This is a genomic window from Parabacteroides goldsteinii, assembly GCF_020091425.1.
Taxonomy (GTDB): Bacteria; Bacteroidota; Bacteroidia; order Bacteroidales; family Tannerellaceae; genus Parabacteroides; species Parabacteroides goldsteinii.
Map to the genome: position 1 here is coordinate 2,765,415 of NZ_CP081906.1, position 13,797 is coordinate 2,779,211.

The 13,797-nt window shown below is 44.1% G+C and carries 15 protein-coding genes; 3 read left to right on the top strand and 12 right to left on the bottom strand.

From position 1 onward, the window contains the following. The first annotated feature begins 68 nt into the window (after positions 1 to 68). Both K6V26_RS12545 and K6V26_RS12550 read left to right on the top strand, forming a co-directional pair. On the top strand, positions 69 to 737 hold the full coding sequence (locus K6V26_RS12545) for a DUF2490 domain-containing protein (protein ID WP_224265488.1): 669 nt from the start codon (positions 69 to 71) through the stop codon (positions 735 to 737). Positions 738 to 837: 100 nt separating this feature from the next. Further along, positions 838 to 1,521 (top strand): queuosine precursor transporter, encoded by a 684-nt coding sequence (locus tag K6V26_RS12550; protein WP_224265489.1) that lies wholly within the window; start codon positions 838 to 840, stop codon positions 1,519 to 1,521. A gap of 41 nt (positions 1,522 to 1,562) precedes the next feature. Here K6V26_RS12550 and K6V26_RS12555 read toward each other — a convergent pair whose 3' ends face one another. The 7 genes from K6V26_RS12555 to K6V26_RS12585 form a co-directional block, all read right to left on the bottom strand. Beyond that, positions 1,563 to 2,537, bottom strand: coding sequence for a FimB/Mfa2 family fimbrial subunit (locus tag K6V26_RS12555; RefSeq protein ID WP_224265490.1), 975 nt, complete (start codon positions 2,535 to 2,537; stop codon positions 1,563 to 1,565). A gap of 101 nt (positions 2,538 to 2,638) precedes the next feature. Beyond that, complete coding sequence (locus tag K6V26_RS12560) at positions 2,639 to 3,244, bottom strand: HAD family hydrolase (protein ID WP_007658225.1); 606 nt, start codon at positions 3,242 to 3,244, stop codon at positions 2,639 to 2,641. Between the two features lie 15 nt (positions 3,245 to 3,259). Continuing rightward, a complete protein-coding gene (locus K6V26_RS12565; RefSeq protein WP_224265491.1) occupies positions 3,260 to 4,588 on the bottom strand; it encodes an ABC transporter substrate-binding protein in 1,329 nt (442 codons plus the stop codon). A gap of 19 nt (positions 4,589 to 4,607) precedes the next feature. Next, on the bottom strand, positions 4,608 to 5,396 hold the full coding sequence (locus K6V26_RS12570) for an ABC transporter permease (RefSeq protein WP_007658229.1): 789 nt from the start codon (positions 5,394 to 5,396) through the stop codon (positions 4,608 to 4,610). Continuing rightward, positions 5,393 to 6,166, bottom strand: a complete 774-nt coding sequence (locus tag K6V26_RS12575; RefSeq protein WP_007658232.1) for an ABC transporter permease — start codon at positions 6,164 to 6,166, stop codon at positions 5,393 to 5,395. The genes K6V26_RS12570 and K6V26_RS12575 overlap by 4 nt, the downstream gene beginning before the upstream one ends. Positions 6,167 to 6,204: 38 nt before the next feature. Continuing rightward, the gene (potA, locus tag K6V26_RS12580; RefSeq protein WP_007658233.1) at positions 6,205 to 7,587 is read right to left on the bottom strand and encodes a polyamine ABC transporter ATP-binding protein; all 1,383 of its coding nucleotides are present in this window, start codon (positions 7,585 to 7,587) and stop codon (positions 6,205 to 6,207) included. Positions 7,588 to 7,726: 139 nt separating this feature from the next. Beyond that, a complete protein-coding gene (locus K6V26_RS12585; protein WP_010802692.1) occupies positions 7,727 to 8,917 on the bottom strand; it encodes a uracil-xanthine permease family protein in 1,191 nt (396 codons plus the stop codon). A 63-nt stretch (positions 8,918 to 8,980) separates the two neighbouring features. Here K6V26_RS12585 and msrA point away from each other — a divergent pair, with 63 nt between their 5' ends. Continuing rightward, positions 8,981 to 9,487 carry a peptide-methionine (S)-S-oxide reductase MsrA gene (gene msrA, locus K6V26_RS12590; protein ID WP_007658235.1) on the top strand — a complete coding sequence of 169 codons (507 nt, stop codon included), beginning with the start codon at positions 8,981 to 8,983 and terminating at the stop codon, positions 9,485 to 9,487. Between the two features lie 79 nt (positions 9,488 to 9,566). On the opposite strand, the gene K6V26_RS12595 is transcribed toward msrA, so the two are convergent. The 5 genes from K6V26_RS12595 to K6V26_RS12615 all read right to left on the bottom strand — a co-directional run bounded on the left by K6V26_RS12595 (position 9,567) and on the right by K6V26_RS12615 (position 13,794). Further along, positions 9,567 to 10,499: a glycosyltransferase family 2 protein gene (locus K6V26_RS12595; RefSeq protein WP_007658236.1), complete on the bottom strand. Its 933-nt coding sequence runs from the start codon at positions 10,497 to 10,499 to the stop codon at positions 9,567 to 9,569. Positions 10,500 to 10,506: 7 nt separating this feature from the next. Continuing rightward, positions 10,507 to 10,884 (bottom strand): GtrA family protein, encoded by a 378-nt coding sequence (locus K6V26_RS12600; protein WP_007658237.1) that lies wholly within the window; start codon positions 10,882 to 10,884, stop codon positions 10,507 to 10,509. Beyond that, positions 10,859 to 11,614 (bottom strand): hypothetical protein, encoded by a 756-nt coding sequence (locus K6V26_RS12605; RefSeq protein WP_007658243.1) that lies wholly within the window; start codon positions 11,612 to 11,614, stop codon positions 10,859 to 10,861. The genes K6V26_RS12600 and K6V26_RS12605 overlap by 26 nt, the downstream gene beginning before the upstream one ends. 157 nt (positions 11,615 to 11,771) lie before the next feature. Further along, entirely contained in the window at positions 11,772 to 12,773 is a 1,002-nt protein-coding gene (locus K6V26_RS12610) for a GRP family sugar transporter (protein ID WP_224265492.1), read from the bottom strand. A 7-nt stretch (positions 12,774 to 12,780) separates the two neighbouring features. Beyond that, entirely contained in the window at positions 12,781 to 13,794 is a 1,014-nt protein-coding gene (locus K6V26_RS12615; RefSeq protein WP_007658250.1) for a nucleoside hydrolase, read from the bottom strand. Positions 13,795 to 13,797: the final 3 nt, after the last annotated feature.

Consider the following 13,797-nt stretch of genomic DNA (forward strand, 5'->3'; position numbering starts at 1 on the left):
AGATACAAAAATAATTCTTTTATCCTTATCTTTGCCCTAAATCTAAATTAAAAACACATCATATTCTTATGAAAAACTATTTCAAAAGAAATTGTTTCCTTATTCTATTCGTCTTTTTGATGTTTCAGAGTCATTCTACTTTGTGGGCAATGGATGGTGCCGGAATGGCATTCAAGGTTAGTCTGTCAGGAAAGATTTATCATCAATTTTCTTTTTTGCTGGAAGAGGATATCCGTCCGAAATCAAACTTCAAACAAGCAGAGTGGTTTCTGACAACAGGAGAAATCAACTATACATTCAACCGGTATCTGAAAGCCGGAGTAGCCTATATGTTACTTAACCAGTACAAGGCTTCCGAAGAGTTACGGAACAGATATTATGTGTATGCTTCAGGAAAATATCCTGTCGGCAACTTTGTCCTGTCTCTTCGCGAACGATTCCAGAGTACTTATAAAACAGGCGCCGAACATCCCAAGAATTATCTCCGGACAATGCTCACCCTCTCCTATAAGATCTGTAAAACGGATTTCTCCCCTTTTGCTTATGCCGAAATATTTAATGACACAGGCTATCAGGGTAATATGCACACAGACAGGATTCGCCTCTCAGCCGGAAGCGATTATAAGATAAACAAACAAAACGCATTGCAGTTATATTACCGTTACCATATATTCAACGTATATGATCCGGTCAATTATAAACATGCAATAGGGCTGACCTACTCACACAGGTTCTAAAAAAATAACTATCTTTGCAGCCGGAATTTAATTTATAGACATGATACGGAAAGTTTTTGCTTTCCCGAGTGCTTGATAAACCTCGTAAAAAACAAGAATTATGCAGAAGACAACTGTAACAATCCCATTTATGCTGCTTGGCATCCTGTTCAATATATGCCTGGTAGCGTCCAATCTTTTAGAAACGAAAGTCGTACAGGTATTTGGCATTACTGCTACAGCCGGACTGATCGTATTCCCTATTTCCTATATTATCAATGATTGTATTGCCGAAGTATGGGGATTTAAGAAAGCGCGTTTGATTATCTGGAGCGGATTTGCTTCGAACTTCCTCGTTATCGGATTTGCACAACTGGCAGTCATGTTGCCTGCCGCCCCGTTTTGGGAAGGGGAAGAAGGTTTTAACTTCGTCTTTAGAATGGCTCCGCGCATTGCGATTGCAAGCCTGATCGCTTTTCTGGTCGGCTCGTTCCTGAATGCGTATGTGATGAGTAAAATGAAGATTGCTTCCAAAGGGAAAAACTTTTCTTTACGTGCGATCGCTTCGACATTAGTGGGTGAGAGTGCCGATTCGATGATTTTCTTTCCGATCGCTTTTGCCGGATTGATTCCCTGCAAAGAATTATTAATCATGATCGGGACACAGGCGGTTCTGAAATCCCTCTATGAAGTGATCATTCTTCCAGTAACGATCCGCGTAGTAAAATACATAAAGAAGGTGGACGGTAGCGATGTCTATGATATCGGAACTTCTTATAATGTTTTGAAGGTAAAAGACATATAACAGTTGACAACTGTCACTTGTCAACTGTCAACTTACTACATTTAGCCTGCCGGAAAGTCTATCGTTTCTGTGCTTTCTGTCCAGTTCTCTACTTCGAAGCCGTCAGATGAGGTTTCTTCGGAGTATAATTCTCCTAATGTAATATTGAGAGTCAGACGGTTTCCGGCTATTAATGCATTGTCCAAAGGTTTCCGGAAATGTTTTACCAATCCATTCTTCAACGTCAGCATAATAGTGAGGGGAGGATTGTCGGAAGAAGGGAAAACCATAACTGTTGAATTGGCGGACATGGACATGCTATCGGTCGACATGGTCAACGGAAATGCGACAGTCTTTGTGAAGTCGCTTGCTTCAGCAGTATAATAGTCCAGCCGGGAAGCAATATTTCCAACCAGGATACGGGCAGAAGCGATACTCGCATCCATCTTATTGCCGTCCTTATTCGTCAATGTTATTTTTAAACCGGCTGTGGCATGCTTCATCGTTGCCTGCATTTTATCCGTACCGACTTTGATGGGATTGACGGCATGCAGATAATCATAGACAGGCATATAAGTTGTATCTTTATAATTATCCTGATACATAGTCATATACAAATCTGACAAATCTGCCCCTACACGTAAACCGGGCTCTCTGATAGCTGCGGCATCATAGACCGAATCGGTCTGGCTGTTTTTGGATAATCCCCAGTACAGGAAATTATAATCTCCCAAAGGCAACCTGACAGGAGCAGTAGCTTTATAAATGGAACCGTCTTTTATAGTGTAGGTTGCATTAATAGGCGACAATGTGCCGTTAATGCCATAATTCCCATAATAAAGGCTGGAATCTCCGGTACAGGGATAAACCATCAGGACACCGGTAAATGATGTTGTTGAAGTACCTGTCGAAACTCTCATTTCGGCCAACTCGGGACTTATCAGATCATCTGTGTTTACGCAATGGCAATCGTCATCCTTCGAACAGCTGCCGAAAAATACGCCCATCAATAGCGTAGAGAAAACTAACTTATTCATAATCACCAAATATTTGTTTAGATTTATGCTTATAGAAACAGCACACAAACAATTTGGTTCTCGGAATCGGTCTTATTAACTTTTAAAGTAACGGCTACTATTTATTTGAACAAATGCGACCAGTCTTCCCGCGGCTGGGGAGTATAGGTACGAATACCAAGCGCCTCCGCCGTACGACAGTTAGGTACGGCATCATCCAGGAATAAGGTTTCTTCCGGATTGATACCGGCATCTTTCAAGACATATTCAAATATATCGGCATTGGGCTTGACCATGTTCAACTCATAGGAAAGGTATATCTTTCCGAAAAAGTCTTCGGCATGATGTCCTTTATAGGCAAAGCTATTCTTCTCGGCCCATTGCCAGTGGATCTCATTCGTATTACTGAGAAGCATCGTATTGTATCTGGAACGAAGGTCCATCAATAAATCGAGTTTGTAGGCGGGTATATCATCGAGCATGGCAATCCAGGCAGCATCGATCTGTTCATCGGTCAGGCGCTGCTGGGTAAGGTGACGGATACCGTCCCTGAACTCGGCAGAGGTGATAGTTCCCATCTCTATCTGCATAAACAGGTCTTTACTGTTCAGGATGCAGTCGCGGACATCGGGCACACCAAAACTTTCAAAGGCCTCCACACAGCGGTTGCGGGTCAGATTAATGATCACTCCGCCAAAGTCTATAATCAGATTCTTTATTCCTTCCATACTCATCAATAATAATTACCAGCGTCTGCGACGTCTGCGGTGACGCTGTTTTTGTTTATAATCACGTATTCTGCGGTAGACTACCCAGACAAATAACAAACCGAACACAGCAAAGATCAACAGGACAATACCGGTATTCAGGTTATCGCCTTTCACACGGCTCCACATTTCCAGCACAAGCTCCGTCTCATCGCCAAAGTCACGGATCATAGCACAACGTTCCACCACTTTATGATCGGGATATTGTACCGGATTGATCCGGATACTGTCGTTTCCGGTACCAAAGAAATAGCTGAGATCAGAAAACTCCTCGATTGTCGTATCTATTTTTGCCTCCAGTATCTCCGGTGTGGCAACGGCACTTACATAACCATTGGCATCCATATTGCGCAAGGCAATGTCCGGACGGCAAAGATAATCCAAAAAATAACTGGCAGCCTTCACATTGCGGGCATATTTGGGGATTGCCCAGCCATCATACCAGATATTACTACCTTCGAGCGGCACTTCATAACCAAGCTCCACTCCCACTGCATCGGCTTCTTCCATTGCCCAGACGGCATCTCCGCTCCAGGTAAGGTTCAGCCAGGCCTTGTTTTTGGTCATCATTTCCTTACCGAAGTCGGCTTCCCATCCGGCAATATTGGGTTTCATGCGTTTCAGGTAATCCTCAGCAATAGCGATTGCTTCAGGGGAGTTGTCGTTCATCAATTGTTCTACCGTAACGGTTCCGTCGGCAAGTTCCTTGGCATGAGCATAAATGATAGCAGTACCATAGGCATCGCGATAACTGTCTTTCATTAGGATCTTGTTCTTATACTTGGGATTCCACAGGCAATCCCAGGTCATCACTTCATCCTTTGAAACAAATTTCTTATTATAGAGCAAGCCTGCCGTGCCCCACATATAAGGGACAACGTAGTCGGTCGTTTTCATTCCCGGCTGGCTCAGTTTATTGAGTTGTTCCTGGATATACGGAGAAATGTTATTCAGGTAATCGGGCGTTTTTCCGAAGTTACGGTCGATGGGAAGCAACAGCTTTTTCTTCAGCATACGTTCGATGATATATTCCGAAGGACATATCAGGTCGAAATCTTCGTGACCACGCTCCACCTTGGTCAACATGATCTCGTTAATGTCGAATACCTGGTAAATGATACGAATATCCTCTCCCGTCTGCTCCTTATACCAGACCGGAAATTCATCCAGAATATCTTCATCGATATAATCCGCCCAGTTATAAATTTTCAATATCTTACTGCGCTCTTTTTCCGTACGTGCACAGGACGAAAAAACGCCCAGGCAAGCGACAAGTACGCATATTATTTTAATTAGTCTGTTCATACCCTACTCCTGTTTGACATTATTTAGCGGCTTTATCAGCTCTCTTATTTATCACAATCAGCAACACCAGTACAGTGACAAAGATGATTGTGGACAACGGACGCAGTTCAGGAGTAAGTCCTCCCTTCCGGGCATCCGCATAGATAAAGGTTGAAAGTGTCTCCAGTCCTTCGTTACCGATAGTAAAGATCGTGACGGCGAAGTCGTCGATCGAAAGCGTGAAAGCCAGGATAAAACCACTGATCATTCCAGGCCATATCTCCGGCATAATCACTTTGCGCAGTGCCTGAAACGGGGTTGCACCCAGATCAAGCGCGGCTTCATACACATTCTGGTTCATCTTTTTCAGACGGGGCATCACACTCAATACAACATAAGGAGTACAGAATGAAATATGCGCCAGCACGACTGTAGTAAATCCCTGCGAAATACCAAAACTGACAAACAACAGGAACAGAGAAACACCGGTTATGATATCTGCATTCATCATCGGTATGGCATTTCCGAAGTTCATGATTCTACGCGAACGGCTTCTCAGGTTGAATATACCGATAGCAGCAATACTTCCCAGGATTGTCGAGATAGATGCAGCCAGCATGGCAATGGCAAATGTATTCCACAAAGCACCTACCAGCGAACGCTGCACGCCTCCGGTAAACAAGGAAGTATACAATTTTGTTGAAAATCCCGTCCAGTTACCCAGCACCTTCGCTTCGGTAAATGAAAAGATCATAATGATCAGGATCGGAGAATAAAGCAGGATAAGAAGCAACCACAGATAGGCCTTCGCCATTATTTTCGTCATCATATCACACCTCCTCCTTCATTTGAGGCATTGTCTTCCTCGTTGGTAAACAGGATCGTGACACCGATCAGCAGCAACATGATAAGAGACAGGGCGGCGCCATAGTTCCACATCCCATTATTGATATTCTCTTGTACGGTCGTACCGAACAGTTTGATATTGTTCATTGTCAGCAACTCGGCAATAGCAAACGTCGAAACGGTCGGCATAAAGACCATCACGATACCGCTCATCACACCGGGCATCGACAAAGGAAAAATTGTCTTCATAAATACCTGGAAAGGATTGGCACCCAAATCCTGTGCGGCTTCAATCAGGCTGCGGTCCATCTTCTGCAAGGTGTTATAGATCGGATAGATCATAAAGGGCAGAAAGTTGTATACCATACCGAAGATCAAGGCTCCTTCGCCCAAAGGCAAATCAAGGAAATCGAACAGGGCGACTGTAGCCAACGTACGGATCAGAATGTTCACCCACATCGGCAGGATAAACAACACGACCATCGTACGGGAAGTATTAAAACGGGCCTGACTCAATATATAGGCTGCCGGATATCCTAAGAGCAGGCAGGCCAAAGTAGTAATGATCGCAATCCCAATAGAATAGACAAAGGTATTCAATGCCTCGGGATGCATCATAAATTTACGGAAGTTGGCGAAAGTAAATGCTCCCTCGGCATCCGTAAAGGCATATAAAACGATCAGGAGCAATGGCATCACTACGAATACCGCCAGAAATAATGCGTAAGGAATCGTCCAGTTCCTGCGCCGCATGAAAAATGCTGAGACTTTATTTATCACTTCCTTTCCTTTTAGTTATGAATAATACGTATATTCTCAGGGGCAATCCGTATACCGACCCGGTCACCATCGTCCCAGACATCTGTCGTATCGACGAAAATATCTTCGTCCCAGTCAGTAAACACTGTCAGATGATAATGGTTCCCTTTGTACAGGATAAATTTCACTTCACCTGTCAGCTTGCCGTCTTCTTCGTTATCTTCCAGAATAACATGACGGAAATCGACTTCCACTTTTACAGGAGCGTCCGGTTCCATATCGGAAACTTCGTTACACTCAAAAGTGGTTCCAAGAAATTCCACATGGGTAGAATCAATCATTTTACCTTCAAACGTGTTGCAGACACGTTCTTTCTTCATAACATGAATATCGAATGGTTTTACCAGCAATCCGACTTCCTGTCCGGCTTCAAAACAATGATAATCCTGTACCATGAACTCGTATCCTTCGGGAGTCTGCACCATCATTTCGTAATGGACTCCTTTAAAGATGGAAGAAGTAACCGTTCCGGTCAGCATGGCAGCTTCCGACGGGTCGAATATATAAATATCTTCCGGACGGATTACAACATCGACCGGTGCCTGTTCTCCAAACCCTTCATCGACACATTCAAAATCGTGTCCGGCAAAAGAGACTTGCTTATCTTTTATCATCAATCCGTTCAGGATATTACTTTCACCGATGAAGTCGGCTACAAACGAGTTGATCGGTTCGTTATAGATATCGATCGGGGTTCCTATCTGCTGGATACGGCCTTCGCTCATAACAACGATCGTATCGCTCAAAGTCAATGCTTCTTCCTGGTCGTGGGTTACATAGACGAAGGTAATGCCGAGCGACTTATGCATTTCCTTCAATTCCATCTGCATATCTTTACGCATCTTCAGGTCGAGGGCAGCCAGCGGTTCGTCGAGCAGCAACACTTCCGGTTCATTCACAATGGCGCGGGCAATGGCGACACGCTGCTGTTGTCCGCCGGAAAGGGAATCGACATCACGGTATTCGTAATCGGTCATACCGACCATCTTCAAGGCTTGCTTTACCTTCTTTTCGATCACGGCGGAAGGCAGTTTCTTTAATTTCAGACCGAAAGCGATATTATTGAAAACATTCAGGTGCGGGAACAATGCATATTTCTGAAACACCGTATTGACCGGCCTTTTGTGTGGCGGCGTTTGCGTAATCTCCTTTCCTGCAATGGAGATCTCCCCTTCCGAAGCGGTCTGAAATCCGGCTATCAGACGTAACAATGTGGTCTTACCACAACCGGAAGGTCCCAAAATAGTAACAAACTCGCCCTTACGGACAAACAAATTTACATCATTCAGCACAGCCTTGTCCCCAAAGAACTTGGATACATGTTCTACACTGATAATGCAGTCGGACTTTTGCATAGATTTATCCCTTTTCCTTACAAGTTAAACATATAATCGCTCGCTTTTATAAAAAGCGGCACAAAGGTATACATTTTAAGGGACTTTCAAAACGTCTGAACCGTTAAGAGATGGATATATAAAAGAACGTTGCCGAACTTTATTTATTTCCCTTGGGTAACAACAGGTTCAGTAAAACTCCCAACAATGCGGACAACCCGATACCGGCCATTGTAAAACCGCCAAATTCAATTGCTGCGCCACCTATGCCGAAGGTAAGGATCAGCGAAACAATAATCAGGTTGCGTGTATCGCCCAGATTCGTCCGGTTTTGTATCAGGCTGTTTATACCGACAGCCGCAATCGTACCGAACAGCAACAACATTATTCCGCCCAACACGGCCGGCGGAATCGATTTCAGAAAAGCACTGATCTTCCCAAAGACAGAAAAGACAATACCTGTCACCGCAGCAATACGGATAACGGTAGGGTCTGTGATCTTTGTCAGCGAGATAGCGCCAGTCACTTCCGAATAGGTCGTTACAGGAGGTCCTCCGATCAGGCCGGCAGCAATACATGCCAGACCATCACCCAACATAGTACGGTGCAAACCCGGATCTTTCACAAAATCTTTGCCGGTCACCTCATTGATGGCATATACATCGCCGATATGTTCAATGATCGGGGCGATGGTAACCGGAATCATAAAAATCACAGCTCCCCAGGATAATTCCGGTTTAACGAACTGGGGAAACGCAAACCAGGGAGCGGCAACAATCGGTTCAAAATCAATCACACCAAAGACTGCCCCGGCAATATACCCTACAATGATCCCGCAAAAGATAGGGATCAGCTTGATCATCCCCTTCCCGAGCAAGGATGCCAGAATAGCCGTCAGCAAAGCGATCAGGGCCAGCGGCCAGTTCTCTTTCGCCATATTCACACCGGAACCGGCAAGCGACAAACCAATCAGTATAATAACCGGCCCGATCACGACCGGAGGGAAAAGCGTTTTAATAAAACCGATGCCACGCCATTTAACCAATGCGCTCATCAGTCCGTAGACGGCACCTACGGCAACCAGTCCCGACATCGTACCCGGCAAACCATATAATTCTGTCGCTTTAATGATGGGAGCAACGAAAGCGAAACTACTTCCCAGGAAAATAGGAACTTTTCCTTTTGTAACCAGATGAAAGATCAATGTACCCAGCCCGGCAGTAAAAAGGGCTGTCGAAGGATCAAGACCGACCAATAAAGGCACCAATACTGTTGCACCAAAGGCTACAAAGAGAAATTGAACGCCCACTATTGTTTTTTGAGCGGGGCTCAGTGATTTTTTGCTGTCCATTGCGAAATAAAAGATTATATTTGCACAAATATAAATAGAATAATTCAAACGCTGAATAAGAATATGACACAGAATAACTTTCATAAAGAAACAGCCTATTTTGCATCCGGCTGTTTTTGGGGAACCCAATATCACCTGGAAAAAGTAAAAGGCGTAGAATATACGCATGTCGGCTACATGGGCGGAACAGTAAATAACCCTTCCTATCCGGAAGTAAAAACAGGGACAACCGGCCATGTAGAAACCGTTGAAGTCATCTTTGATCCTGCACAAACCAGCTTCGAACAATTGCTGCGTCTTTACTTCGAGACCCACGATTTCACACAGGTAGGCGGACAAGGCCCGGACATAGGCAGCCAATATCGCTCCGTTATCTTCTATTGCAATGAAGAGCAGAAGGAGATCGCGGAAAGATATATCGGTAAATTATTTGGAATGGGATTTAAAGTAGCTACGGCATTGGAACCTGCCGAGAAATTCTGGATAGGAGAAGACTATCACCAACATTATTACGACAAGAAAGGAGAAACTCCTTATTGTCATATTTATCGGAAGATATTCAATGATTGATTTTGTTTCATCCTAAGGAAACTAAAATTTCTTCCGGGAGAAACAACTGTTTCATCCGGAAGAAACTAAAAATATACTATCAGAAGTTTTTCTTATCGTCAATAATATATTCGGGACGCGCTTTAATTTCATCGAACAGAATCCCTACATATTGTCCTAAAACACCCACCGTCAACAGCTGGACACCGCCGAAGAAAATAACAGATGTCATAATGGAAGTCCAACCGCTTTCGGCATTACTGAACCCGTAGATTTTTCCCAGTGTAAACCAGGCGGCCAAAACAATACCGACCACCACAGCTATAAATCCCAAACTTGTTGCCAACCGAAGCGGCTTTTTAGAGAAATACAACATGGCCGTCGAAGCAAACTTCCACATTTTGCTGAAAGGATATTTCGTTTCACCGGCAATCCGGGCTTCCCGCTCATAATAAAACGGCACCTGCTTATAACCGAGCCAGCTTATCAATCCCCTGATATATTTACCCCGTTCCTGAAAACGGTCGAATTGATCCATAATTTTCCGGTCGATCATACGGAAGTCACCGGTATCCAGCGGAAAGCTGACGTCACTCATATAATTAAGTAAACGGTAAAATGCTTTTGAGGTAATTTTTTTGAAAAAGCTTTCCCCTTCCCTCGATTTTCGTACGCAATAAACTACGTTTGCATGCTCTTTTTCCTGCAATTCCAATATACCGGGAATCAGTTCGGGAGGGTCCTGCATATCGGCATCGAGTATGACGGCCAAATCAGCGTCACAGTTATTGATACCTGCCGTTACGGCCGGCTGATGTCCGAAGTTTCTTGAAAAATGGATTACCTTTACCTGTGGATCGGAGGCAGCTATACCATCCAGCAATTCCCGGGTTTTATCCCGGCTTCCATCGTTTATATAAATAATTTCAGTAGCAATAGGCACCGACTGCAATGCTTCCTTTGTACGACGGTATGATTCGGATATAACCAACTCTTCGTTGTAACACGGCACTATAACTGCAAGCTTCTTCATCTGCTTTTTATGACTTGAATGTATAAAACTTATTCATTACGAAATTAATAACCGTATAAAAAGCCATAGCCAGCAACTGGTTATAATAAGGATCGATCGACAGGTTGGCATTCAGATACATCAGCAACCCCAGTTGCATCAGATAACAGATACCGAACACAACACCGAAACGAACGGCACTGCTCATCCAGCCCGCATCGCTATGGAACGTCCATTGCTTGTTCCAGATAAAACTGTTCAGTACCCCCGCCGCATAACCGACTATATTCGATACAATATCCGAACAACCGAGCAGCTTCATCATTATCCAGATAACGACAGCTGTTATAACGGTGTTCCCCACTCCCACTATACCATACTTAATGGCTTGTTTTACTGTTTCCATTCTTATTTATAATATCAGTGACTTCCTGCTCGGTCAGTTCCTTTACATTTGTTATTGTAAAGATGTCTGAAAGGAAATCGCCGTATTGGTTACATTCATTGATAACCTTGTCAAGGGTTAACTTGATGTCTGCACGTACCGGTATCAAAAACACCAGTTCCACATATTGCTCCCCGATCGTCAGGCGCTCTATCTCGCAGTCGGCCTTCGGCAGGAAATAAGCGAACTCACGTTCTATGACTTTACGCTGATACTCCAGGAAAGGTTTACGATCCCTGGATAACATCAATACGTAAAAGCGCAATTTCTCACCTTTGCCTCCCAGCCCTGTCGAAATATATATTTGTTTCTCATCCGACAACTCCGACTCCAAAGAGATGCGACTTTCCATCAAAGCCATATAAGCCCAGTTGCTCACATCTTCGTCCGGGTGCTGCACATAATCTTCCAGCATCCGGTAGGCTTTCACCTCGCGGGAAGTTGCCAGCATGGATAAAATATATTTCTTATAATCGGTTGTCGACTCCGGATTAGACAGACTTTCGCGGAAGGCTGTATAATCCATATCGTTTAAATCCGGTTTTGCCCTTTCTTTACGAACCTGTTCGGAATACTTGAAATATTCCATCTGAAGTTCAACCGGAACACGCTGTTCTAATATATGGAAATGTCCGTCCATCTTGCTAAAAGAGTCACGGAACTTCTTGAATACATCACCTTCTTCTTTCATAGACCTGTTTTTTTAGTTATATACTATACCCAATAAACAAGAAACTAAGACAAAAGTAAGGCTTTTTCCCGATATTTTTGGCATTAGAGCATAAAAACGGGGATAAATGGCATTTTTATTTACCTTTTATCCCCCAGATCAGTTCAAATTATGCGAATCAAACGCCTGCATAGATCAGGAAACCCAAACCGACAACAAAAAACAGGAACATTCCCAAATTCAGATAACCGGAAGATCTGGGCGCTCCTTTAAATTCATGCCAGATCAGGATTCCCCACAGGGCCGAAACCAATGTTGCACCTTGCCCCAGGCCGTAAGAAATGGCGGCTCCGGCTTTTTCAGAAGCAATCATACTGAATGACTGCCCTATACACCAGATCACTCCACCTAATATCCCGACAAAATGGGTACGGATATTCCCTTTAAAATAACCGGCAATAGAGACAGGGGCGCCTTCTACCGTTTTTTTCATTGCAATCGTGTTAAAGAGAAAATTGCTGGCAAATACGCCGAGGGCAAAAATGAAAACAGCCGTATAGGGTGTCAACTTGCCTGCTGCGGGAGAGGCAAAGTTTTCCAGATCCATGGAAGCAGCAACAAAACGGTAAAAGAAAGCCATGATCACGCCGGCTGCAACAGAAATAAATATTCCTTTTCCGGAAACTTTTTTTGAGCCGACCAATGCTTTTTTATAAGCCAGCCCGTTCAGAAGGATCGCAACAGCAATCAATGCCACACCGACAAAAATAAACAATGGCTCTCCTTTAGCGTCACCAAAATAATTGATCAGGACGCCCAAAACCAAAGCCAAACCAACTCCTACCGGAAAAGCGACGGACATACCGCATATGGCTATTGCTGCCGAAAGCAATATGTTCGAGGCATTAAAAATGATTCCTCCCAAAAACGCACTGCCGATGCTGACCGGATCGGCCTGCATCAGATCGGGAATAAAACTGCGGCCTTCGGAACCGATACTGCCCAAGGTAAAAGCAGAGATAACGGAGAACAAAAGAACTCCGATCACATAATCCCAATAAAAGAACTCATACCTCCATGTCCTGGAGGCCAGTTTCTGTGTATTTCCCCATGAGCCCCAACACAACATGGTGACAACACAAAAAACAATTGCCAATGTATAACTTTGTACAATAAACATATCTTTACTATTTAGAACCAGGTTGATGCATCATATAATTTTCCAGCAAGGCAGCCATCTGACCGGCCGGCATCTTTTCTATCAGACGAAGGTCCTTTCCGTTCTCGTCCGGAATCCAAGTGTTAGTACCTTCCTCATCGATCACTTTGAATATTCCACGTTCCACATTATAATAAGGGTCATATCCTTTAATGGCGACCCAGACAGCCGTAAGATCCCAACTCATCCGTCCGTCCGGATCTCCTTCCGCAAAGCACAAGGCATAAGCATCCTTTACGGGACTATCCGTTATATCGGAAGCGACCAGCTTCTTGCCTGTCAAAACGACATTTCCGATCTCAAAACCACTAAAGACAATTTCAGTAGGCCATTGTTCTGCCACAGTCTTCGAAGCCGGCGTGTCACAAAAGACATTGAACTCCCGTCCTTTTGGGAAAAAGCCAGCCATAGCGACAACCTGTTTCACCTTTTTAGCGACCAGTTCTTTTCCTGACAAAGGGCTATATTCGTCACCTTCTGAATGCAACAGGTCTTTCAGATTGGTAAAAAAGCCGATTGTACAGATCACCACACTTTTATCCGGCTGCGCACTCAGCACTTTGCGATATACCTGAACGGCATCAGGAGCATCCGACGTCTTCTTTGTTTTATGAGGATATTTATCAGGCAAAGCCTCCGTCCATTTGATCTTATGACCGGAAGTCATCGTTACACCGCCTTCGCTTTTGGGCGCCCCGACAGGAATGGAAGGACGATTAAAATAGGTATTCAATACTTCGATACAGGGGACGACTGATTCATCATGGTTGGATGACAAAGTTGCAAGAATATCGACATATCCGCTATCAGCCAGGGCATGCATGACAGCCATTGCACCGACATCATCATAATCAGGCCCCAAATCAGTATCCAGGATCAGACTGACAGGCTGCATGGCGGTTTCCTGTACGGTTTTCTTCGGTGTACTGTTACAGGAGACCAGCAGGGATAATACACAGATTAACAAAAATAGATGTTTCATGAT

Coding starts and splice junctions, on each gene's coding strand:
- K6V26_RS12545 (WP_224265488.1), top strand. CDS start 69: ATGAAAAACTATTTCAAAAGAAATTGTTTCCTTATTCTATTCGTCTTT.
- K6V26_RS12550 (WP_224265489.1), top strand. CDS start 838: ATGCAGAAGACAACTGTAACAATCCCATTTATGCTGCTTGGCATCCTG.
- K6V26_RS12555 (WP_224265490.1), bottom strand. CDS start 2,537: ATGAATAAGTTAGTTTTCTCTACGCTATTGATGGGCGTATTTTTCGGC.
- K6V26_RS12560 (WP_007658225.1), bottom strand. CDS start 3,244: ATGGAAGGAATAAAGAATCTGATTATAGACTTTGGCGGAGTGATCATT.
- K6V26_RS12565 (WP_224265491.1), bottom strand. CDS start 4,588: ATGAACAGACTAATTAAAATAATATGCGTACTTGTCGCTTGCCTGGGC.
- K6V26_RS12570 (WP_007658229.1), bottom strand. CDS start 5,396: ATGATGACGAAAATAATGGCGAAGGCCTATCTGTGGTTGCTTCTTATC.
- K6V26_RS12575 (WP_007658232.1), bottom strand. CDS start 6,166: ATGCGGCGCAGGAACTGGACGATTCCTTACGCATTATTTCTGGCGGTA.
- potA (WP_007658233.1), bottom strand. CDS start 7,587: ATGCAAAAGTCCGACTGCATTATCAGTGTAGAACATGTATCCAAGTTC.
- K6V26_RS12585 (WP_010802692.1), bottom strand. CDS start 8,917: ATGGACAGCAAAAAATCACTGAGCCCCGCTCAAAAAACAATAGTGGGC.
- msrA (WP_007658235.1), top strand. CDS start 8,981: ATGACACAGAATAACTTTCATAAAGAAACAGCCTATTTTGCATCCGGC.
- K6V26_RS12595 (WP_007658236.1), bottom strand. CDS start 10,499: ATGAAGAAGCTTGCAGTTATAGTGCCGTGTTACAACGAAGAGTTGGTT.
- K6V26_RS12600 (WP_007658237.1), bottom strand. CDS start 10,884: ATGGAAACAGTAAAACAAGCCATTAAGTATGGTATAGTGGGAGTGGGG.
- K6V26_RS12605 (WP_007658243.1), bottom strand. CDS start 11,614: ATGAAAGAAGAAGGTGATGTATTCAAGAAGTTCCGTGACTCTTTTAGC.
- K6V26_RS12610 (WP_224265492.1), bottom strand. CDS start 12,773: ATGTTTATTGTACAAAGTTATACATTGGCAATTGTTTTTTGTGTTGTC.
- K6V26_RS12615 (WP_007658250.1), bottom strand. CDS start 13,794: ATGAAACATCTATTTTTGTTAATCTGTGTATTATCCCTGCTGGTCTCC.